This window comes from Colwellia sp. (genome assembly GCF_013214175.1).
GTDB lineage: Bacteria > Pseudomonadota > Gammaproteobacteria > Enterobacterales > Alteromonadaceae > Colwellia.
In genome coordinates, this window is the sequence record NZ_JABSPA010000002.1 from 441,666 (window position 1) to 465,001 (window position 23,336).

The following is a 23,336-nucleotide window of genomic DNA, read 5'->3' on the forward strand; positions in this document are numbered from 1 at the left end:
TCATTTAGTCACTGTCATTGCGTGTGCTGTTAATTGGCTATAAGCAGCTAATGAAGCTCCGTCATTCCCGAGTTGTTTTATCGGGAATCCATGGCTCTTATTTTGATGTGTTTGTTAACATTAATTACTGGATTCCGGCTTAAGAAACAACCGGAATGACGGGATTTATGGATTCCCGACAAGAAATTTCGGGAATGACGATGCATGTTGGCAGTTATCGTTTCATACAGCTGCGTGACAGAACCAGTTTTCACTTAATTACTCATGAAAAAAGCCCAAAACTTCTCAGTCTTGGGCTTTATAATTTTTAACTAACTGTACTTGTTATATTAAAGCTTATTCTTCAACCAACATACGACCATGTATTTCCATACTTGTATTGTATGGTTGCGTGACAGAACACGTTCTGTTCATATCACGCTACAGATCAGCTATTAAGCTTCAACCAACATACGACCACGCATTTCCATGTGTAATGCATGACAGAACCAGTTACAGTAGTACCATTGTACGCCAGGTTTGTCGGCGATAAAGGTAACTGAAGCCGTTGCTTGTGGACCAATTTCCATTTGCACGCCGTGGTTAGTCATACAGAAACCGTGAGTAACATCTTCAACCATATCAAGGTTAGTTACCACAACGGTAACTTCATCGCCTAATTTCACTTTAAACGATTCCATACCATAAACTGGCGCAACAGAAGTCATATAAACACGTACTTTTTTGCCGTCACGGATAACCTTGTTGTCTGACGTTAAGTTTACGCCGTCTTTTTTCGCCATAGCAACGGTTGGTGCGAACATTGGGTCATCACGTGTCCAAACCTTTTTAGTTTTGATTTTACTACGGTGAACCATAATACAGTCATGTGGTTCAGCAAAGGTAGGACCATCATGAACAAGTTTCATCACGTCACCAGAAATATCAATTAATTGATCATTTTCAGGCTTAAGTGGGCCAGTAGGTAAGAATCTATCTTTAGAGAACTTACATAAAACCACTAACCATTTACCATCAGCATCACGAGATTCACCTTGTGAAGTATGGTTATGACCTGGTTGGTAATGAACATCTAATTTTTGACGAAGGTAGTTAACTTTTTCGCCGTTATGCGCTTTAATCGCATCTTCAACGTTCCATTTTGCTACTTGGCTATCAAGGAATAACGTTGTATAAGCATTACCACGGCCATCAAAAGCTGTATGTAACGGTCCTAAACCTAGTTCTGGTTCAGCAATAACGGTATCACGCGGCTTGATTTTGTCGTTAAATAAATCAGGTAATTTCTTAATAGAAATAATTGATACTGTTGGAGATAACTTACCATTGGCGATAAAGTACTTACCATCAGGTGAAGTATTTATACCATGTGGTGATTTAGGTACAGGAATATAACGTGTTAAGTGTGAACCTTTACGACCGTCTAATACAGGTACATCGTTACCGTTATAGGTTTTGAATTTACCGGCTTTAACTGCCGCTTCACAACGTGCTAAATCAAATACTACGACGTGATCACGTTCAGAAGAAATCATTTCACCTAAGTTCATGCCCATTTCTGAGTTGTATGAAGTAGAAGCAAAATATTTACCATCAAAGTCGGCGTCGGTATTATCTAAGTTACCGTCAACCATAACTTGGAAAGCCATTTCCATGGTTTCAGCATCAATTACGTTAAACAATGAACGGTAAGTGCTTACGTCTTCTAAAGATGCTTTACCATCGTTATTCATTGGGATTTCAAATTCACCGTTACAAATAACATACTTAGTGTAAGGTACTTTTTGTACACGTAAACCGTGAATTGCTTGTACGTTTGGTACATGCAAAATTTTGTCTGTTTTCATTACATCACAACGAATACGAGCAACACGGGTATTGGCTTTATCGTTAATGAAAACGTACTTACCATTGTAACGACCGTCTGTCATTGACATATGAGGGTGATGACAATCACCAGCCAAGTAGTCATCTCCTTTAATCGCTTTAGATTCGTTGGTGATGCCCCAACCCGTTGCAGAATCAATGTTAAATACAGGAATACGCATTAATTCACGCATTGAAGGTACACCCATGATGCGTACTTCGCCTGAGTGACCACCTGACCAGAAACCGTAATACTCATCAAGCTCACCTGGATGAACCACTGGGCTCATTGCCGCTTCTTTTCTTTTAGCTTGGGCTGTTGAGGCAAACATTGCAGCACTCATTGGTGCAGCAATAGCGCCTGCGCCGATTAGTGCAGTTTTACCGAAAAACTTACGGCGACTTTCATCTTCCAATTTCACGTCATTGGAGTCATTAATTACAGCTAACTCTTCTTTACTCATTGGTATTCTCCACTTAGATTTTAATTTAGTTAAATTTTTAGTTCGTTTGTTAGCTCACTTGATTCAGTAATCAATTAAGCTACTTCGGTTATTTCTATTTCTCGTTCTTTGTTATCTGCTGCGAAACGCGCTTTTTTACGTGCTAATTTTTTCAATGGAGGACATTTTTCTTCATTAAAATAAGTTACTTGGCAGTCTAGGCAGTAATGGCATTCACGCATGTTGATTTCACCGTCTGGGTTAATCGCTTGGATCTCACATTCTTTGGCACAAGTTTTACATGGCTGACCACACTCAGGACGACGTCTTAACCAGCTAAATAAGCGGATGCTGTTACTGGTAGATAACGCCGCACCAAGCGGACATAAGTAGCGACAGAAGAACTTACGGTTGAAAATATTGATAATAAGCAGTGCGCTGGCGTATAAGATAAATGGCCATTCACGATCAAACTTTAATAAGAAGGTGGTTTTAAACGGTTCTATTTCAGCAAATTGCTCAGCTAGTGATAGCGACTCCATCGACAAACCAAAGAGCGCCAATAAAATAAGGTATTTAATTGCCCATAAACGTTCATGTACCGCCCAAGGAAATTCAAACTGCGGTATTTTTATGTAACGCGCAAATATATTCATCAGCTCTTGCAGAGCGCCAAATGGACATAACCAACCACAATAAACCGCACGACCCCATAAAAGCATGGTGACGGCTGCTGCGCCCCATAAAATAAAAATCACCGGGTCAAGTAAGAATAAGTCCCAAGAAAAATCAGACATAAGGGCTTGCAAGAAAGTAAATACATTAACGATAGATAACTGTCCGCCCCATGACCAACCAATAAAGACCACAGTGATAATTAGAAACAGGTGACGGAAGTTGTGCATGAAAGTCGGATGGCGTACTAAAATGTCCTGAAAAAACAAGCTCATTACTACAATGACCAGTAAAATGATTAGGATAATTACTTCCGCTTCTTTCTCTTGCCATACTTGTTGCACTAAGGTTTGCTCAGGCTCAGGCAGGATCAGGGCGGGTCTATCAAGATATTTATCTAAGGTGTGATATTCCGCTTTAAAGCTGGTGAAGATACTATCTAGGGGACCGGTTTGACGGCGAACCAGTAATTCTAACTGCCAATCAGATGCTGGGTTAAATTCATGGTGTTCACGGACAATAAAGATAGAGCGCTCTTTAAAGCGTGGCGCACCGTCAATATAAATATCAGGCACACGGCTGTGATCTAAATCTCTAAAAGAAAAAGCATTGTTGTTTTGCAAAACCTGAATACGGTCAAAGATGGCACCACGAACATAACCTGAACCTTTAAAAGAGTAACCTGAACCCATTAATATAAGTGCATGTTCACCGGGTTTGAGTGATGACATTAGATAATCATATTCACTATCACCCAATAAGTTACGGCCAATGGTAGGGATATTTACTTGGGCAAAGTAAACTTCGGCAAACATATCTTGTTTTTGTTCGCTGCTGGCTTCATCAACATGCTCGGCTTCGGTGCCAATAAAAGCCTCATCAATGGTTTTTCTATTTAAATACAGTTTACGAATTGAGCCGTCACCGGTCAGTGTGTTCCAGTCAGACTCTTCAAATACTTCAGGGTAGATAGTACCCATAGGCTGAATGGCTTCTTGGCTGGCGCTGATAATACCTAAAGTGCGGGCGACTATGGTGGCCGACTTAACAATGCCAACGTTCATCACCATAACGGTTACGGTAGCACCTGAAAGGCCATCGATATGCACGACGTTTGCTGTTTTGTTGCCGCCCACTTTGAGGCGGTCGCGGACATTTAAACCGTCATATTGATCGGTAAAAGCATGTAATTTACTTTCTGGAATACCCGCTAGAATGATGGGTTCGTGATGCTCTAATACTTTTGCGCCAAGATAAATACCTTCTGGGCTGATAGCCACCAACATATTAACTGGCTCGCCTGAATAGGCTGGTATTCTAGCTATATCGTTAGTTTCAAAGGCGTAACCAATAATTTCTTCGCCTTTATCTGCTTGCCCGTAAACGGTCCAAACTAATGGACCATCTTCTTTAGTAGCTTGCTTGTCACTAATTCTTGTTTGCTGTGCAAAGATCTCTTTGATCAGCGGCATAGGATCTTTAGGAGGGCTAACAAATAATGCTTGAGCTGGCATTATGACACACAAAAAAAGCACCAATACTTGAGTAAGTGCGACTCTCATGGTGGAAATTGTATTTTTGCTAAAGCGTGGTATTACGCCAAAAATCTTGCTAACTAACATGAAACCATCCAGGTTCTGTGTTCAAGCAGTGCGACAATAAAATAAGCAACTGCGACAATATGTCACAGTGTACGCTTGTGCTTTTTAGCCGTTTTGATGTAGATCAAGCTATGCAATTAAATGTACGGCCGTAAGAAACAGATAAATCCATTTATATTTTAAGGAGATTGACGAGGTGAGTTAATTGCTAATCAATGCTTTATTTCACTTGAAGCAAACTTTTTGTTGGTGCTAAAGTAAGGTGTATAACCAGATAAAATTATAGGTAAAGCCATATGTTTACAGTACATGGTGACTGGCGAATTCTAGTAAAAGATAATTATGTTTTACAGTGGTTTAGTGGTTGCTGGAATGAAGAAGCTGCTATTCAATACTGTCAAGAATTTCTAAAGGAAACCGAACACTTAAATGGAACACAATGGGCAATTATCTCTTTTTTTGATGACTGGGAATTAGGCGTTCCTGAGATTGAATCGCATGTCATCGCACATTGCCAGCTATTTAAAAAAAATGGTTGTATTAAAGACTGCCATATTTATACACCAGCGACATGGAAGAGTATGCAGCTTGAAAACATTGTGCCTCATAGTGAAGGTGATTATGAGCGCAGAGTCTTTGTTGACGCGGCAGATGCAAATACGTGGATGAACAACTGTGGTTTCTTTATTGAATCTAGTGAGTTTATCAATAGTTTACCTAGCTAAACCTTATCTATAGCACTTTATTGCGAGCGAAAAAAAACCAGTCAAAGTGACTGGTTTTTAGTTGAGAAAGAGTGAAATAAAGGCAATTAGTTAACTTATTCTCTGAATGATAATGACTTTATTGATTAACTTACCGTGATACGAGCGAACTTACGTTTACCAACTTGGTAAACCGCAGTAGTGCCGGCTTTAATAACTAGGCTTTTCTCAGTAACTTTTTCGCTATCAATTTTAGCCGCGCCTTGTTTAATCATTCTATAAGCATCTGAAGTACTGCCTACTAAGCCTGCGTCTTTAAGCAAGTTAGCGATAGCAATTTCGCCGCTCTCAGTTTTAATTTCTAACTCAGGCATGTCATCAGGTAAAGCGCCTTTTTGGAAGCGATTGATAAATTCATCATGGGCAGCTTGTGCAGATGCCTCATCATGAAAACGGGTAATCAATTCTTTAGCTAAATCGATTTTAACATCACGTGGGTTTTTACCGTTTTCAATATCGGTTTTATAGCCTTCGATTTCGCTAAGTGGCTTAAAGCTCAATAATTCGTAATAGCGCCACATTAACACATCAGAAATCGACATGATTTTGCCAAACATTTCTGTAGGGCTATCCGTAATACCTATGTAATTGCCTAATGATTTAGACATTTTTTGTACGCCGTCTAAACCTTCAAGTAATGGCATCATCAATACGGTTTGTGGACGTTGTCCTTCAGATTTTTGTAATTCACGACCCATCAATAAGTTGAATTTTTGATCTGTACCACCAAGCTCAACATCTGCTTCAAGGGCGACAGAATCCCAGCCTTGCACTAACGGGTACATAAACTCATGAATGGCAATGGCTTGACCATTGGCGTAACGCTTTTTAAAGTCGTCACGTTCCATCATACGAGCAACGGTTTGGCGAGAGGCAAGCTTTAACATGCCAGCAGCGCCTAATTTATCCATCCAAGTAGAGTTAAAGGCTACTGTGGTTTTGGCAGGATCAAGAATCTTAAACACTTGTTCTTTATAAGTTTCAGCGTTGGCTAAAACATCTTCTTTAGTTAACGCTTTACGGGTAACATTTTTACCAGTTGGATCGCCAATCATGCCAGTGAAATCACCAATCAAGAAAATAACTTCATGGCCAAGTTCTTGGAAAGTCCTCAGTTTATTAATGAGTACAGTATGACCTAAATGCAAGTCAGGAGCCGTTGGATCAAAGCCAGCTTTAATTTTTAGTCGCTTACCGGTTTTAAGTTTTGCTAATAATTCTTCTTCTACTAATATTTCTTCTGCGCCGCGTTTTATTTCGGCAAATGCTTGGTTAACATCGGTCATTTAAGACTCCACTGACTGGCTTTAGGTACTTAGTCTATTAATAAGTGATAACTACTGAGTTGTTGCACTGAAAATAAGGCGCAGCACCTTTGATAATCGAGTGGTTATATTGACTAGGTAAAGATTATTTAATGATCGAATTCTACTGCACTTTGCCAGTGGGATAAAACCTTATAATGGCTTTTTTAGTAAAGAATGACTGATTTTTTCAGTAAAGTTGCAATCTCTGAACCCTTAGTTGTTCAATAATGCTGTTTTGGTATTCAAAATGTATTGCGGTGAGTTATAGCGGTATTTTTTCTGTAGTTTTGATATAGTCAGTAGAATATATGAATTTGCTTTGCATTTATCCTTTTCCCGCTATGAAAGTTTCGAGTCGTACTTTGTTAAAAAAATCATTAAAAATATTCCAAAACCTGCCTAAGTTACATCGTTCGATAATTATCGCTAGTAGTGGTTTTTTACTGCTGTTACTGATCCTGCCTTCCAGTGATGATAATGAGCAAGGTGAAAATATCCAAGTAGGAAAGCGTATTCAGTTGGCACTTCCTGAAGATATAGTACCAGCAGGTTCAGTGCCAAGGCAAAGTGCCTTACCACAACGCAGTACTGCTAAAGTCACCAATAATATTGCTACAGGGCAACTACCTTCATTAGCTAAAAACCAAAGTACGCAACAAGATGGCAGCTTAGCGAGCGGTAAATTACCACGTAAAGTGAAAGTACAAGACACTTTAGAAGAGCTTGCCAATTTAAGCTGGCAAACAGTGAAAGTGCGCAGTGGGGACTCATTAGCCTTGATATTAAAACGCTTAGGCTTTAGCGCGCAAACAACCTATGCGGTGAGTACCGCTAAAGGTAAAGACAGCAAATTATTAAAAAGACTTAATGTTGGGGATAAATTGCGCGTTGCTAGTAATGAAGAACAGCAACTAGCGGCACTAGAGTATCCGCTTTCAAGAACAGAAACGCTTTTTATTAATTTAGTTGGCGATAATTACCAATCTTATCGAGAGACTAAGCAAGTAGAAGTACGGGAAAGCTTTAGCTACGGCACCATCAACTCGAGTTTTTGGAATGCTGGCATAACTGCAGGATTGAATGATAGCCAAATTATTAATTTTGCTAATATTTTTGGTTGGGATATAGATTTTGGTTTGGACATACGTGAAGGCGATAGTTTTCATGTTACTTTCGAGAAAAAATATGTCGAAGGTGAATATATAGGTACCGGCAATATTTTAGCGGCAGAGATAACCAACCAAGGCGAAGTATTTCAAGCGATTCGTTTTTCTGATGATGAATATTACAGCCCTGATGGTAGAAGCATGCGTAAAGCCTTTCTACGTGCTCCCGTTAACTTTAAATACATCAGCTCTAGCTTTAAGCGAAATCGCCGTCACCCGGTAACAAAACGTGTGCAATCGCATAATGGTATAGATTACGCAGCGAAAAGAGGCACACCAGTAGTCGCCGCGGGTAATGGTAAGGTAACTCAAGCTGGATATAGTAAGTACAATGGTTATTATGTATTTATTCAACATGGTAATGGCATAGTAACTAAGTACTTACACTTCTATAAGCGACCATCAGTAAAAAAAGGTCAACGTGTTAAGCAAAACCAAACTATTGGTTATGTCGGGGCTACTGGTTTAGCAGCAGGGCCTCATCTACATTATGAATTTTTACTCCATGGCGTACATCGCAATCCACGCACGGTTAAGTTACCGGATGCTAGACCTATTGCGAAGAAATACAAAGCTAAGTTCACCTTATTAGCGAGTGAGCGACTTGAGGCACTTTCAGGTGCTAAGAATGCTTTACTTTCAACACAGCCTGCAAGCCAAGCCAGTGATTTAGCGACTAATGATTAGTAAAGAAAATACCGGGCGAGGGAAATAGTATATTGGCTTACTTATGCTTTTGAACATCAACTGAACAGTAATATTCCGGCGATAACTGGCGCAAGTGCAGCCTGCACTTTAGGTAATGAATGTTCTCCCTAAATTATTAATATATTATCTTTGATAAATTCTTTTAGTAATTATTAGCCTATAGTCAAAACTGACCATTCCCCTTGCTAACTTTGCAATTTAGCCACTAGCATTTCATCACTTCGTCACTATACTTAAAGTTTAAGTGTTCAAAAAATGAACTTGTTAGTGGTGGCGAACTCTAACTCAACACACCTTGGTTAGCTAGCGTCGAGGAGGGCTTATGGAATTTAAAGACATTCATATTGGTATGAAATGTGGCAGTAAAAAAGGCAGTGGTACAGTTACTTGGGTTGATGGCTCAACACATACCATTTATATGGTTGATTGTAATAATAATAATAATTTTGAAGTCAACATCAGCGATATTATTGAAGATCCACAAGCACACAATAAAAAAGATGATTACTACTAATTAACTTTAAAATTTATTATTCAATAAGTAATCATAAACCCGATAAGTTTACACTTTATCGGGTTTTTTATTATTACCTGGTGAATATATTGAATGACTATAGATAAAGAATGCTATTTGTTCTCAAACCGCTGACAAGCTCTGAGTTGTAACAAACTTACTTGATTTGGTATTAGCTATTTGACACACTGCCTGCGTTGTTTTTAATTTTCAAAACTCAGGTATAAGGTTTTTTATGGAATGGTTGTCTGTGCTGCCTCCTTTGGTGGCAATTATTATTGTTATTTGGAAAAAAGAAGTCATTCTTGCCTTGTTGTCTGCCGTGTTCACCGCAGAGTTGTTATTAGCCTCCCAAAATCATAGCAATGCAATATTTTATGCTTTCATTGGTTTTATTGAACGCATCATTAGTGTCGTTAGCTCAGGCGGTAATGCCCGTATATTGATTTTCAGCTTACTTATTGGCGCTTTATTAGCTTATATCCGAGACTCAGGAGGTGTTACCGCCACCGTGGAGAAATTAGTAAGTAAAGGTATTGCCAAGAGTAAAAGGCAAGTGGGCGGTTTAACCATGTTCACTGGCATGGTAATTTTTATTGAATCCAACCTGAGTGTACTAACCGCGGGTATTTTATCGCGCGACTTATTTGATAAATTTAAAATGAGCCGAGCGCGTTTAGCTTATATTATTGATAGTACTAGTGCTCCGGTATGCATCTTAGTACTGCTTAACGGTTGGGGCGCCTATGTGCTAGCGCTATTGAATAACTATGATTTAGGGGAATCGTCAGTCTCTATTTTATGGGGCTCAGTTGCTTTTAATTTCTATGCCATTATCGCTTTGCTTATGGTGGTTTATACGGTTGTCACCGATAGAGTACATGGTCCGCTTAAAGCGACAGAGTTAGCACTTAACGCAGACAACTCACCTAGCCAGCAAGAACAAGCAATAGCATCACCAGCAACAGTTAACCAAACAAACGCTAACCGAGAAGCGGTTATCCAGGGAACTTTAACAAAAGATATTTTAGCAGAAAGCATGGTACCGGCTACTAAAGCCCGCTTTATGTTAGTGCCGCTAATGAGCATGATCTTGGGTATGTTCTTCTTTATGTATTGGAGTGGTAATGGTGATATCACCCAAGGTAGCGGCAGTAAATCCGTACTTTATGCTACTTGTTTAGCGCTGGCAGTTAGTTACTTTTTATTACGTTTTTATAAACGCTTTGAGCATAAAGAGCTAGTTGATATAGGTTTTAAAGGCATTGCAGAACTATTGCCATTAGTAACAATAGTACTGATGTCTTTAACCCTTGGCGCAAGCTTAAAAGAGCTAGGAACGGGTTTCTTTATTGCCGGTATAGTTGGTGAACACTTACCTTTAGTTTTAGTGGTGCCAATGTTGTTTTTAGCCGGCGCGGTTATTTCATTTAGTACAGGTACTTCGTGGGGGACTTTTGCCATATTAATCCCTATTGGTGTACCACTCATTCAAGCACTCGGTTTACCGCCATCATTGGTTATTGCTGCGATTTTAGGTGGCGGCATCTTTGGTGATCATTGTTCTCCCATTTCGGATACTACGGCTGTTTCGGCTATCGCTTCAGGCTGTGATTTACTTGAACATGTTAAAACTCAAATGCCTTACGCACTATTTGGTGGTGCGGTAACTTTAGTGGCTTATATCATTGCCAGCATTGTTATGATTTAGCTGAATCCTTTGAACAGCGTTTGTTGGGAATTTATACGGCGTTATCGCCTTTTTATGTGACGCTACATGGATGTAGCCTAATAGACAATACAGGAGCATATTGTCCTGATTAACCACATTACAAAGGCTCTGCCTTGTATACATACCCAACAATTCGCTGTAAAAAACCATCTCGAAAGATCAACACCCCTAGCATTAATTAAAAATAAAAAACCTTATTTATTTTTAACTCGTTTCATCTGATTTCTTTGATCAAGATCAAGTTTTTCTGTCTATAATTAACAATATCGGATAAAATGCGCGCCTTATTTTTAGTTGATGACTTGTTGTACAGGATACTAGACCATGACACACCACGAAGAAGACTTTAAAGATACTACCTCAACCGTAAATGTATTAATGATTATTGTAGCAATGGTTGCCATGCCTTTATTACCAATGCTTATGGGTTGGTTTACTCTGTTGCGTTAAGCAACAATCAGTTTTACTGTAGGGGCGCATTAGCTCCTTGCAGTAATGATGATTAACTTCACTAATTTTACTTTTATTACACTAATCTCTCTAAAATTAGCCGGTAGTTTTACCCCAATAAACTGCTGCGCGATAAAACAAATAGCAACAAGATATACCTCAAAAGAATAGTTAACCTGTAGCTAGTTCTGCATTTAAGCTTTTTTAGCCACTAATTCATCGTTTATCTCTAATCCATGCCACGCTTTTTTGTTAAAGTGTCGACGAATTTCTGTCTTTCAACCTTAAACCAAAACTGAAGGTAAATTTAATGCCAGATTTAGCTGTGCTTGCGGTCTTTATTCCAACATTCTTTTTTGTCTCAATAACACCCGGTATGTGCATGACGTTGGCTATGACGCTAGGCATGAGTATTGGTGTTCGTCGTACCATGTGGATGATGATTGGTGAACTCATTGGTGTCGCTATTGTTGCCATAGCCGCCGTACTTGGCGTTGCCAGTATTATGCTCAATTACCCTGATGTATTTGAAGTATTAAAATGGCTTGGTGGTGCTTATTTAGCCTATATCGGCATTAATATGTGGCGGGCAAAAGGTAAAATGTCAGTGGGCGAAAATGAACTAAGCGATGTCAGTCGCCAGTCTTTATTCTCACAAGGCTTAGTTACCGCTATTGCCAACCCTAAAGGTTGGGCCTTTATGATCTCTCTGCTGCCGCCTTTCATTAGTGTTGAGCGTGATGTAGCACCGCAACTTATGGTGTTGTTAAGCGTTATCATGGTTACAGAGTTTACTAGCATGATGGCCTATGCCACTGGTGGTAAAAGCTTGCGCATATTCTTAAGTAGTGGTGACAACATTAAATGGCTGAATCGTATTGCTGGTAGTTTGATGATTGGCGTCGGTATTTGGTTAGCACTTAGCTAGCTTTCATTGCATGAAGCTATTACCATAGCCTATCACTACGTTTTCTTATTAATTGATAGGCTCTAACTATGATTAAGTTGCGCGATTTAGAATATTTAACTGCCATAGATCAGCACAAACACTTTGGTAAAGCGGCGCAAGCTTGCTTTGTCAGTCAGCCGACCTTAAGTGGTCAGCTAATGAAGCTAGAGCAACAATTAGGCTTGCAGTTGGTCGAACGTCATCGCCGTAATGTTATGTTAACGCCGGCAGGTGAGCAGCTAGTAAAAGAAGCAAGGAAAGTTTTGCAAGCTGCCGGTGAATTTGAGTCATGTGCCAAAGCCTTGCTGGATCCTTTTGCTGGCGATTTACACCTAGGTTTAATCCCTACATTAGCGCCGTATTTATTGCCACATATTATGGCTGACTTAAATACCACCTTGCCTAATATCAATTTCTTCTTACATGAAAATCAAACTAAGGTGTTATTGCAGCAATTAGATGAGGGTAAATTAGATGTATTAATTTTGCCTTATCTCGCAGAAATGGAAAAATTTGAATCATACCAATTGTTTGATGAGCCACTCATGTTGGCAACTCCAAAAAATCATCCTTTGGCCACTAAAAAATCACTATCACTGGCTGACTTACATGGTGAAAAAATTCTTACTTTAGCTGATGGTCATTGTCTTAAAGATCAAGCCATGGGTTATTGTTTTGCTGCAGGCGCTAAAGAAGATAATAGCTTTCAAGCGACAAGTTTAGAGACATTACGCCATATGGTGGCCAGTGGCATGGGCATCACTTTATTACCCGCGCTGGCAGCGCAAGGAAACTTAGCCAGCGACACTCTTCACTATGGTAAATTTCAAGCACCCGTGCCGATACGCGGAATCTCCTTGGTTATTAGACCAAACTACTCGCGCATGCAGTGTGTTAGAGCCATAGTGGCCAGTGTTCGAAAGTCTCTTAGCGATATCATTGATTAGATCTGCTGCTCTTACCTCTGGAGAAAACTAACTATTAGTTTTCTAGTAATTCTCTAACCTATACTTTGATAGGTTTTAGCTATCATATTAATAATTACTATCGATTATACTAATCTAATCCTGATCGCTATTATTATCCCATCTTAAACGAAGCGGTTAACTCTACATCGAGGAAGCGCTTCAAAAAGTTACTTAATCTACTTAACTAAATGGGAGTTCATTATGAACCAATCAATTATCAATACTAAATTATTACCTTTTAACGCTACTGCTTTTCACAACGGTGAGTTTGTTGAATTAAGCGAAAAAGATGTTGCCGATAAATGGTCAATATTCTTCTTCTACCCAGCTGACTTCACTTTTGTTTGCCCGACTGAATTAGGCGACATGGCAGACCACTACACAGAATTACAAAAAATGGGTGTTGAAGTTTACTCAGTATCAACTGATACCCACTTTACGCATAAAGCATGGCACGATACTTCAGATACTATTAAGAAAATTTCTTACCCGATGATTGGTGACCCAACTGGTGCAATCACGCGTAATTTCGGTGTCATGATTGAAGAAGAAGGTTTAGCACTTCGTGGTACTTTTGTGATTAACCCTGAAGGCGAAATCAAAATCGCTGAAGTTCATGACCTAGGTATAGGCCGAAGCGCTGCAGAATTACTTCGTAAAGTTAAAGCTGCACAATATGTAGCAGAGCATGACGGTGAAGTATGTCCAGCAGCATGGCAGCCAGGTGCAGATACTTTAGCGCCATCTCTAGACTTAGTAGGTAAAATCTAAAGTTTGATTAGTTAAGTTTTCCTTAGGTTTATTTAATTACCACCTACTTTTTGTTGCTCGGAAATTTCTTAGAAAGCCTATGCTCATTCCTCGCGCCTCAAGTAGGAGGCATTTAATTTAAACCTAAAATCAAACTTAGGATCACAGCAGTGAATTAACAATCTTGCTGCGATCCTTTTAACTAAAGTTCCTTTTCCTTATCACTTTCCCTATTTCTCCTTGAATATCTATAGAGGTCATTATGTTAGACACAAATTTACAAACACAATTAAAAAGTTATTTAGAAAATTTAAAAACACCAGTCGAGCTGGTCACCTTTACTGATGAAAGTCCTAAGGCAAAAGAACTTAGCCAATTAGTAAACCAAATTGCTGAGTTATCTTCACTCGTTACTGCTATTGATGGTAACCTTTCCTCTAGTCAAATTGAGCAAGTTACCAATGAACGTGTGCCTTCTATGTTGGTACGCTCTGTTGAAACAGGCAGTGAAATGCGTTTTGCCGGTTTACCAATGGGGCATGAATTTACCTCACTAGTGATGGCGTTATTGCATAGCGGCTCACACCCATTAAAACTATCAGTTGAGCAAATTGAACAAGTACGTAACCTTGATGGCGAATTCGAGTTTGAGACCTATATCTCACTAAGCTGTCAAAACTGTCCCGATGTAGTGCAAGCACTTAATATGATGGCGGCAATCAATCCACAAATAAAACATACCATGATCGATGGCTCATTATTTCAAACCGAAGTATTTGATCGCGACATCATGTCAGTACCAACTGTTTATTTAAATGGTGAGTCGTTTGGTCAAGGTCGAATGTCGTTAACCGATATTTTAAATAAAGTTGATAAAAATGCCGGTGCTCATCAAGCCAAAGCGCTAGAAAATAAAGATGCCTATGACTTCTTAGTCGTTGGTGGCGGTCCGGCAGGCGCAGCCGCAGCAATTTATGCAGCACGAAAAGGCATTACTACCGGCTTAGTAGCGGACCAATTTGGTGGACAGGTCAGTGATACCATGGCGATTGAAAACTTTATTTCGGTAAAAGCCACCCAAGGACCAAAGCTGGTTGCTAGCTTAGAAGAGCATGTTCGTGATTATGATGTTGATATCATGAACAGTAACAAAGCCAGCCAAGTAAAACGTAATGAAGAAACCGGTTTAATTGAAGTCAGCCTAGAAAATGGTGCGGTACTTAAGAGTAAAGCGGTTGTTTTGGCAACAGGTGCACGCTGGCGTGAAATGAACGTACCGGGTGAACATGAATATCGCGGAAAAGGCGTTGCTTATTGTCCTCATTGTGACGGGCCATTATTTAAAGGTAAAGCCGTAGCGGTTATCGGTGGTGGTAATTCAGGTATTGAAGCGGCCATTGATTTAGCCGGATTAGTTGAGCATGTCACGGTATTAGAATTTGCTGACACTTTACGTGCTGATGACGTGCTAGTAAGAAAAGCGAACTCATTGACCAATGTCACTATTATTACCAATGCACAAACTACACAAGTGAATGGCGACGGTAAACGAGTAACTAGTTTGAGTTACACTGACCGCAGCACAGATGAAAGCCACGAGTTAACATTAGCTGGAATTTTTGTGCAAATAGGTTTGATGCCTAACACTGAGTTTTTACAAGGAGATATCGAGCTAACTAATCGCGGTGAAATTATCGCTGGTGCTCGTGGTGAAACTTCAATCGCCGGTGTCTTCGCTGCTGGTGATGTAACTGATAGTCCGTATAAGCAAATAATTATTGCTATGGGCAGTGGCGCCAATGCTGCGCTAGGTGCTTTTGATTACCTTATTCGCCAAGATGTTTAATAAAGAATGATAGAGTTAAGCTATAAGTTACCAGTACTAGTTACTATCGATAAGATACTTTCATTTAGACACTAGCAATTAAATATTTTTGATTAAATAAAGCCGTTTAGAATTAACTTCTAAGCGGCTTTTTAGTTATTTACTGAGTAACGAACTGAGTAACGATATGAGTGGCTAAGTTATTTGAAGTTATTGTATTTAGCGAGCACAGTTTTACTTACTTCAAGTAAGCAAGCCGTCAGTTGCTCAATATTGATAGGTTTGGCAAGATGTTTAGTAAAACCCACTGCCAGCGCTTTGTCTTTACTGCGAGTATCAACATCAGCCGTTAAAGCAAATATCGGTAAATCTGCATACTCTGGCATTGCCCTTATTTTTTCTGTGGCTTGATAACCATCTAATACTGGCATCTGACAATCCATTAAAATCACATCTACCGGCTCAGTTTTTAAGTAATCGATAGCCAATTGGCCATTTTCGACAATCACAGCATCAATGCCCAGCTTAGCCAGTATTATCTTGATCAGCTTTTGGTTAATACGATTATCTTCAGCAACCAATACTTTTAGGGCAGTGAGTTCATCATGGTCGCTAGCCACCTTGGTTACTAGTGCGGCATTATTTAGCGGACTTTGTTCATTTTCTCGAACTAATTGTTCAAATGTATCATGGCTGTATTCTTCTGCTTTTGGGTTCGTACTTGTTAGTGGCAGCCAGCAAGTAAAAATAAAGCTAGTACCAGCACCTAGTTTACTTTCTACTGAGATATCTCCGGCCATTAAATGGCTAAGTTCTTTGGCAATAGTTAAACCTAAGCCTGTGCCTCCAAAGTTACGAGAGGTTGAATCGTCCGCTTGGGTGAAGGGCTTAAATAATTTATCAATACGCTCCTCAGCGATGCCAATACCAGTATCTTTTACTTTTATCGACAAATGTACTTTATTATCGGCAACTTCAAGTACATCAGCTGTCAGGGATACACTACCACTCTGGGTGAATTTCATCGCATTACCACATAAATTCATTAATATTTGCTCTATGCGGGCTTGATCACCTAAAAAAGTAACGGCTGATGGAAGACTGTCTCTCAGCCGCCAAGTGAGTTTTTTATTATTCGCTTCCACTTCCAATGAGCTATAAATCCGTCTTAACAGTAAATGCATATCAAAGGCTTCATTAGTGAGATAGATCTTTTCTGATTCAATTTTTGAGATATCAAGAATGTTATTCACTATGTGAAGAAGTAAGCCTGAGGAGATATCGATGTGCTGCAAGTAGGACTTTATTTCCGCCATGTCGTTAGATACCTTGGCAAGTTGCGCGAAGCCAATTACTGAGTTCATTGGTGTTCTAATTTCATGACTCATATTGGCTAGAAACTGGCTTTTTGCTTTATTGGCATAATTGGCTTCTTGCATCGCCTTTTGTAAAGATTTAGTACGCTGGTCAACTTCATTATTAAGTTGTAATTGCCTGTTATGCATTAATAAAAGTGAGGCAACTATTATGGTGGCAATAACAACGAGTAATAAGTAAAACTGTAGGAATCCTTGATGCTTTTGTTGGCTTAAATAACTTTTCTTAGCAAATAAGTGGATATACCAGGTTTGTCCAGCCACATTGAAAGAATGGCTAAAATGCTGGTTAATATCCTTTGAGTTGACATGACTGTTTTCGGTATTGGAGATAAACCATGCTTTTTTATTTTGTTCGTACAATTGGAAATGGAAGAGTTTTTGTTGTGAAGCACTGATCGCATTAGCAATAATTTTTTCTGCTAAAAATACGCCAGTGGCAAAACCAATTAATTGTTTCTTCGCGTTGTTTTTTGTTGGCATAGTTTGTTCAAAGACCGGAAAAAACAATAAAAATGCTGGTTCTTCTTTAGAAGATTGTACCAACTGAATTATCGGGGTGGCTTGCGGTTGATAATTAACCATGGTGCTATCTAGGGACTTTTTTCGAGATGGATTGGAGTAAACATTAAAGCCAATTGCTTTACCGTTATCCATTTCAGGGCTGATAAGTCTTACATAAATCATGTCGTCATTTATGGCTAACGGCTTGCCTCTAATGGTGGTTTTTTTACCGTAGAGCTTTGTTAATTCACTTTCATGTTTTTCTTTATCTGCTTGCTTAATCAAGGGGTTCCATGACATGGCTTTAAGCGTGTTAGAGCTTCGTGTGAGGTTATGGACAAACGTATGAAACTGTTCACGGTTAGCATTAGGGTTATGTTGAATAAATTCGGCTAATAAACTTAATTGCTGAATACTGCTACTTATTTGTCGGTAAATACCATTTTCTATCACTTTTACTTCTTTAATTACCAACTCATCGGTATTGAAATTTGAGCTGCTAATAAAAAACTTGGTGAGCAAAATGATAATAATGAATAAGGCGCTGACTGAAGATAAAATTATCCACCTAGCTTTACGTTGCTCAGTTTTTAAGTGGCGGAAGTTAAGCAAACTTAAGATAAAGGGCAGTGCAAGTAATACTCCCAATGAGTCACCTAGCCACCAGAAAATCAAATTTAATTGGAAATCTTCAACAGCGTATTGAGGATTAAATGCCGTGAGAGAGCTAACGCCTATCGTTGCAGAAATTAGGTTAATTAGAATGCCAACAATGACAATGAAATAGATAGTGTTTTTATTCTGCCATTGACTGATGGGGTTACCAAGCCAGTTTCGAAGTAGTGCACTACCCGCCATGGCTTGTAGACCTGCGCCACAGGCTATAATAGAATTTTGTATAGAGGCAGTTGAAAACAACATTGTTGAGTCAAAATTAAGAGTAAATGAAAAGTTAAAAATATAGGATGCTAAAAAGACTGCCGGAAAAAATCGCCACCACCACAAATAGCAGCCGACCAGTGCTATTCCTGCAGGTAACCAAATATAGATTATTTGACTTTGAAATGAAATGGATGATAAAAGGTAGCCACAAATAATATAACTAGCAAAGAGCGTAAGGTATAACGGCCAGATTTTTGCTAATAAATATGTGTCTTTTAATGAGCTGGCGTTGGTCACAACACTCCTTTGATTTATATAACTTAGATCTTCAATTAACTATAAACTAAAAGTTAGTATTTACAACTTAAGCAAAACTTTTGTTAAACGTGGTAAATATTACTTTTCTTCACTCATTTGTGTTTGGTTAGGTTATTGGTTTAGCTGATTTTTATATGGTTATTTTCGGATGATATTTTCTCTTGAAATCTTGCATTTAAGTCTCAACTTTCAACGTTTGTTAAAACTGGCTTTAGCGTAACTAAAGCTACACGATTAGTGGTGTGTAAATTGCTTGCAATATAACCGTCAATATATTGTGGAATTTATTAAATGATCAATAATCTAGGCCTATATAGCGCTGAATATACTAACAATTCAACTGTGGCTCAAAAGAATACTCCTGAGATACAAGCGATAATTGAACAGCATGCTGAAAATAGTGTTAAAAGTGAAAGTTCGGCGGGCATAGCTACTAATAATTTATTTTTATCAAGCAGGGCCCAAAAGATAAATGCCATTAGTAGCGAGTTTTTTAGTGGTGCCCAGCTGACATTAGATGATGTCGGTAAACTGAAAGAAAAACTATACCAATTTGGCCTTATTTCAGAGGGCGATTTTGCCGCTTTAACCGGTGGCAGAGTAAATGAGGAAAATAGTGAAGCTAGCGAGAAAATGTCCACCACCACCTTAACTAGCTTTATCGGTGACTTCCTTGAACGCTTGAATGCCGAAGATGTAGATGATGCCGAGGACGAAAATAAAGATGCTCAAGGTGAAGATGTTGTCATTGAAAGTGAAACCGTAGTAGCTTTAACGGGGGCATTAAATACCGCCAAAGAAATCCTAGCCAATGTTGAGGAACAGAAACATAAATCTGACTTTAAATCATCTCTTCAGGGGGCGTTAGCTTTACTTAAAGAGACTATTAATGATAAATCATTTGCAGGCTTACCCTTAGATGATCAAATAGGATTATCTAAGGTACAGCAAGCGCTAGAAATTGTTGACCACATGTCCCCTCAACGACTGAATAACAATAAAGTTAATCAGTATATTGCGTTATCTTTTAGATAGCAGCTTGAGTCTATTATTTTGTTCGCTATTCTAATCTAGTTACAATGACTTTCTGATATACTCGATAAAAGGATACTAGAGTCATGCCATGGCTGTATAGCTATCACATTCATATTTGATGGTAAGGGATTTTAATTGCGTTTTTTCAAAGTTACTTTAGCCATTTTATTGGTCATTGTTATTACCCTTAGCTCAGTATTTTATGCCCGTAGCTCAGTGGTTACTTCTTTGGTAAATGATTATTTAACGCAATATAACAGCGCAATAAGCTGTATCGATTTTACCGTTAATGCAGACTTTGATCTGGTAATTGCTAAGTTATGCATTGATTCACCTTATGCTGATATAGAGCTGCTTGGTATTCTTATAGAGTGGCAGTTTGAGCCTAGCTACTTAACGGTAGATAAAGTCGTAGAGGCAATTTCGGCGATAAAAATCACCTCGGTTGATGTGCGCGCTAAAGCGGAAATTGCATTAACATCAAGTACAACTCAATCACCAACACAGCTTAATGAGTTACCCAAGAGTATAAGGCAGTTCATGCAGGGCATTGCTGATTATACTGTGCCTGTTGCTATAAATATTGACACTTTTAGTTACCAGCCTTTTATTGTTGGTTCAGATATTGGTGCTGATGAGGCAAGAAAAAGTTATAAAGGTAAGTTATCAGCCAATACCGAGACAATCTCTTTATCACTAACTAATCCTAAACAAGCACAGCTATTGTCGCTGGATTTAGCTCGAACGGGAGCAGACTTTACGGCTAATATCAGTACTGATTTAACCAAGTTAAGACAATTTCTAAAGCTTCATCAATCGGCATTACCGTCAGCAGTCGTCGCTCAATTAGTGAATGCCGATAATAAAGGTTGGTCCGTTAAAGGGGCATTTAGTAGCCAAATTGATTGGCATAAGCAAACCTTGAACATGAAAAATATTTTAAGTAATTTATCTGTTCGAACTAAGCAAGGCTTTGCACAGACTGGAGCTATGGAGCTAGATGCAACATTAGCTTGGCAGCTCAGCTTAGCGGGTGAACACTTACACATTGATTTTGCTAATGACAGTGCCGTTAAGCTGATAGTTGATCAGCAAAAGCTGACAGATTTTTTATCTGCGCAAGTGAACGATAAACAACTAAAAACACTGTTCGCAGACAATACAATGAATAGGGTAACTATTGTGCCTTTAGGCTCGATAAAAATAGACTTTAACCAGCAAAGTATCATCAGCGATGGCGTTACACTAGCCGGTAGCAACTTAGCTCAACCAGTAACGCTGTCACTCAATGACATAGCTCTTAATTATACTAATGAAGCTACACCTACTATTAATTTACATAAAACAAAATTTGCACTAGTAGGGCATGTAAAGGTTGGCCAATTACAATCTTATAGTGAGCAACCAGTAAAGCTAAAGCTGGTTGGTGAAATTGAGCAGCAGAGTGATGTTTGGCAGCTTAAAATTGGCAACAAAACGGCAATTGAAATATCTCAACTAAGTCTACCGACAAATCAGCTCCAACAAGAAAAATCTAAAGCGAAAGCCAAATCACCAGCCAACTCGCAACTAAGGGCAAAATCATTAATTAGTCATTGGCAGGGCACTGTGGCTATTGCTAAAAGTAGCCGTCAAAGTCAAGGCGGTAATAATAGCGGTGTGACTTTTGAGTTAGAAATTAACAACCAGCTAAAAGAGTTAAACATTGCAAAAGTCATGCAAGTTAATGCTCTAGAGTTAAATAGCAGACTTAGTGGCAGTATTGATAATATAGCGATAAATACCGAGGTTATTGTCGATCAGTTACCCTTAGCTTCGGTAAAATTAACTGGAGACATACTTCATCCAGAGCTAGAAGTGTCAGCGAATGATATTTTACTCACCGATTTATTAGCATTAAAGCTAAAACCACCGGTTGAGTTACAGCTTATTGATGGCACTCTTAGTTACCACATCTCTACGCAGCTAAAAAATAATAAAGATCTAATAGCTAACCCCATAAAATTAACTTTATCGGTGCAAAATGTCACGGGTGAAATTGATGGTACTTGGCTACAAGGGCTTAATTGGCAGCAGAAATTTATCTTACAAAATGGTCAGTTAAAGTCGCTAGTGGCAGATGTTAAAGGTAATACTAAAGCGGTACCTAACCTGACTATTGCTAAGGTAGAAACCGCCACGCCGATAATCGGTTTATCGACGAGAACCCTAATTGATTTTTCTCAAGGTAACATCACAGTTGTTGCCAAAGATATTCACGGAAACTTGTTGGGTGGGTATTTCGACATTGTTCAGGTGCAATGGCCGTTCAGTAAAGATTCAGCTATGAATGTTAAACTAACTGAAATAGATTTAGAAAAATTACTAGAGTTAGATAAAAAGCAAGGTATTGTCGTTACGGGTAAGGTTTCAGGGCTGTTGCCCATTTATTATGATGGCCAGCACTTACTGGTGAAAGAGGGCAGTTTATACAATGTCAGTGATGGCCTTATTCAGGTTTTTAATAACCCAGCGGTAGAGGAGTTAAAGGCCAGCAGTACTGAATTGAAATTAGCCTTTAGTGCCCTAGAAAACTTGCACTATCATCATTTAACCTCGGAAGTTTCAATGGCTGATGATGGCTATATGTTGCTCGTTACTGAAATTAAAGGTCGAAACCCCGATTTAGACAATGAAGTAAATTTAAATTTAAATCTTAGCTATGACTTATTAGGTTTGCTAGAGTCATTCAATATCACCGAGCACTTTGAGAGCAAAGTTATCAAAGGTCTACAAAAAAAGAACTAAGGAACATTTATGGATAAAATACTGGCACCTCTGCTAGCTGTTTTTTTATTTACAGCCTGTACTCACAAGATTGAAGTGAGTGCTAAAGAGCCCATCACCATTAATTTAAACCTCAAGATTGATCATGAAATTCGGGTAAAGGTAGATAAAGAACTCGATGATATTTTCAGTGACGACAGCGATATTTTTTAGGAGCAGTTATGAACAAATTAATGAAGCAGACAATCAAGCACTCAATTAGGAAAGTAAGCCTAGTGTTGCTTGCCTCTAGTATGGCTTTTTCGGCATGGGCAATATCACTTGATCAAGCTAAACAGCAAGGCCTTGTTGGTGAAATGCCTAATGGCTATTTAGGTGTGGTTGTTGCCAGCTCTGAAGTAAGCAGCCTAGTTGCAATGGTAAATAAAAAGCGTAAAGATATTTATTTGAACTTAGCGCGTAAAAATAAAATTACTATGCAGCAAGTCACTAAGTTAGCCGGAGAGAAATCTATTTCGAAAACCCAATCAGGGCATTTAATTAAAAATTATGCCGGTCAGTGGGTTAAAAAATAATATTTCAGTAAGTGTGATAAATAAAGCCGTTGTACTTGTTAAGTACAACGGCTTTTTTGTGCTTGTTTATCAATCCCCGCTAATTGTTTTAATTTCTTTGGCGAAATACCTGCTCCTAGGTTTATAAAACTTTCTGCTGTTTACTACTATTATTAATGCACT

The 23,336-nt window shown here is 38.8% G+C and carries 17 protein-coding genes; 13 read left to right on the top strand and 4 right to left on the bottom strand.

Features of this window, described 5'->3' with window-relative positions; genetic code table 11:
• Positions 1–434: 434 nt before the first annotated feature.
• Positions 435–2,330: a TAT-dependent nitrous-oxide reductase gene (gene nosZ / locus HRT55_RS05010; RefSeq protein WP_291619365.1), complete on the bottom strand. Its 1,896-nt coding sequence runs from the start codon at positions 2,328–2,330 to the stop codon at positions 435–437.
• A gap of 74 nt (positions 2,331–2,404) precedes the next feature.
• Positions 2,405–4,546, bottom strand: a complete 2,142-nt coding sequence (gene nosR, locus HRT55_RS05015) for a transcriptional regulator NosR (RefSeq protein WP_291620415.1) — start codon at positions 4,544–4,546, stop codon at positions 2,405–2,407.
• A gap of 335 nt (positions 4,547–4,881) precedes the next feature.
• On the opposite strand from nosR, the gene HRT55_RS05020 reads away from it, so the two are divergent.
• On the top strand, positions 4,882–5,310 hold the full coding sequence (locus HRT55_RS05020) for a hypothetical protein (RefSeq protein ID WP_291619367.1): 429 nt from the start codon (positions 4,882–4,884) through the stop codon (positions 5,308–5,310).
• A gap of 125 nt (positions 5,311–5,435) precedes the next feature.
• On the opposite strand, the gene tyrS is transcribed toward HRT55_RS05020, so the two are convergent.
• Positions 5,436–6,635: a tyrosine--tRNA ligase gene (tyrS, locus tag HRT55_RS05025; protein WP_291619369.1), complete on the bottom strand. Its 1,200-nt coding sequence runs from the start codon at positions 6,633–6,635 to the stop codon at positions 5,436–5,438.
• Between the two features lie 329 nt (positions 6,636–6,964).
• On the opposite strand from tyrS, the gene HRT55_RS05030 reads away from it, so the two are divergent.
• The 8 genes from HRT55_RS05030 to ahpF all read left to right on the top strand — a co-directional run bounded on the left by HRT55_RS05030 (position 6,965) and on the right by ahpF (position 15,739).
• On the top strand, positions 6,965–8,509 hold the full coding sequence (locus HRT55_RS05030) for a peptidoglycan DD-metalloendopeptidase family protein (protein WP_291619372.1): 1,545 nt from the start codon (positions 6,965–6,967) through the stop codon (positions 8,507–8,509).
• Positions 8,510–8,852: 343 nt separating this feature from the next.
• The gene (locus HRT55_RS05035; RefSeq protein ID WP_291613163.1) at positions 8,853–9,044 is read left to right on the top strand and encodes a hypothetical protein; all 192 of its coding nucleotides are present in this window, start codon (positions 8,853–8,855) and stop codon (positions 9,042–9,044) included.
• 235 nt (positions 9,045–9,279) lie between these two features.
• On the top strand, positions 9,280–10,755 hold the full coding sequence (locus tag HRT55_RS05040) for a Na+/H+ antiporter NhaC family protein (protein WP_291619374.1): 1,476 nt from the start codon (positions 9,280–9,282) through the stop codon (positions 10,753–10,755).
• A gap of 345 nt (positions 10,756–11,100) precedes the next feature.
• Entirely contained in the window at positions 11,101–11,226 is a 126-nt protein-coding gene (locus tag HRT55_RS05045) for a hypothetical protein (RefSeq protein ID WP_291619376.1), read from the top strand.
• A 310-nt stretch (positions 11,227–11,536) separates the two neighbouring features.
• Complete coding sequence (locus HRT55_RS05050; protein ID WP_291619377.1) at positions 11,537–12,154, top strand: LysE family translocator; 618 nt, start codon at positions 11,537–11,539, stop codon at positions 12,152–12,154.
• A 68-nt stretch (positions 12,155–12,222) separates the two neighbouring features.
• The gene (gene oxyR / locus HRT55_RS05055) at positions 12,223–13,122 is read left to right on the top strand and encodes a DNA-binding transcriptional regulator OxyR (protein ID WP_291619379.1); all 900 of its coding nucleotides are present in this window, start codon (positions 12,223–12,225) and stop codon (positions 13,120–13,122) included.
• A 222-nt stretch (positions 13,123–13,344) separates the two neighbouring features.
• Positions 13,345–13,914, top strand: a complete 570-nt coding sequence (gene ahpC, locus HRT55_RS05060; RefSeq protein WP_291619381.1) for an alkyl hydroperoxide reductase subunit C — start codon at positions 13,345–13,347, stop codon at positions 13,912–13,914.
• Between the two features lie 241 nt (positions 13,915–14,155).
• Positions 14,156–15,739, top strand: a complete 1,584-nt coding sequence (gene ahpF, locus HRT55_RS05065) for an alkyl hydroperoxide reductase subunit F (RefSeq protein ID WP_291619383.1) — start codon at positions 14,156–14,158, stop codon at positions 15,737–15,739.
• A gap of 179 nt (positions 15,740–15,918) precedes the next feature.
• On the opposite strand, the gene HRT55_RS05070 is transcribed toward ahpF, so the two are convergent.
• On the bottom strand, positions 15,919–18,777 hold the full coding sequence (locus tag HRT55_RS05070; RefSeq protein WP_291619385.1) for a CHASE domain-containing protein: 2,859 nt from the start codon (positions 18,775–18,777) through the stop codon (positions 15,919–15,921).
• 312 nt (positions 18,778–19,089) lie between these two features.
• Here HRT55_RS05070 and HRT55_RS05075 point away from each other — a divergent pair, with 312 nt between their 5' ends.
• From HRT55_RS05075 to HRT55_RS05090, 4 genes are all read left to right on the top strand, one after another.
• Positions 19,090–19,833: a hypothetical protein gene (locus tag HRT55_RS05075; RefSeq protein ID WP_291619387.1), complete on the top strand. Its 744-nt coding sequence runs from the start codon at positions 19,090–19,092 to the stop codon at positions 19,831–19,833.
• Between the two features lie 135 nt (positions 19,834–19,968).
• Positions 19,969–22,620: a YdbH domain-containing protein gene (locus HRT55_RS05080; protein ID WP_291619389.1), complete on the top strand. Its 2,652-nt coding sequence runs from the start codon at positions 19,969–19,971 to the stop codon at positions 22,618–22,620.
• A 9-nt stretch (positions 22,621–22,629) separates the two neighbouring features.
• Positions 22,630–22,812 (top strand): YnbE family lipoprotein, encoded by a 183-nt coding sequence (locus HRT55_RS05085; RefSeq protein WP_291610680.1) that lies wholly within the window; start codon positions 22,630–22,632, stop codon positions 22,810–22,812.
• 8 nt (positions 22,813–22,820) lie between these two features.
• Entirely contained in the window at positions 22,821–23,174 is a 354-nt protein-coding gene (locus HRT55_RS05090; protein ID WP_291619391.1) for a YdbL family protein, read from the top strand.
• Positions 23,175–23,336: the final 162 nt, after the last annotated feature.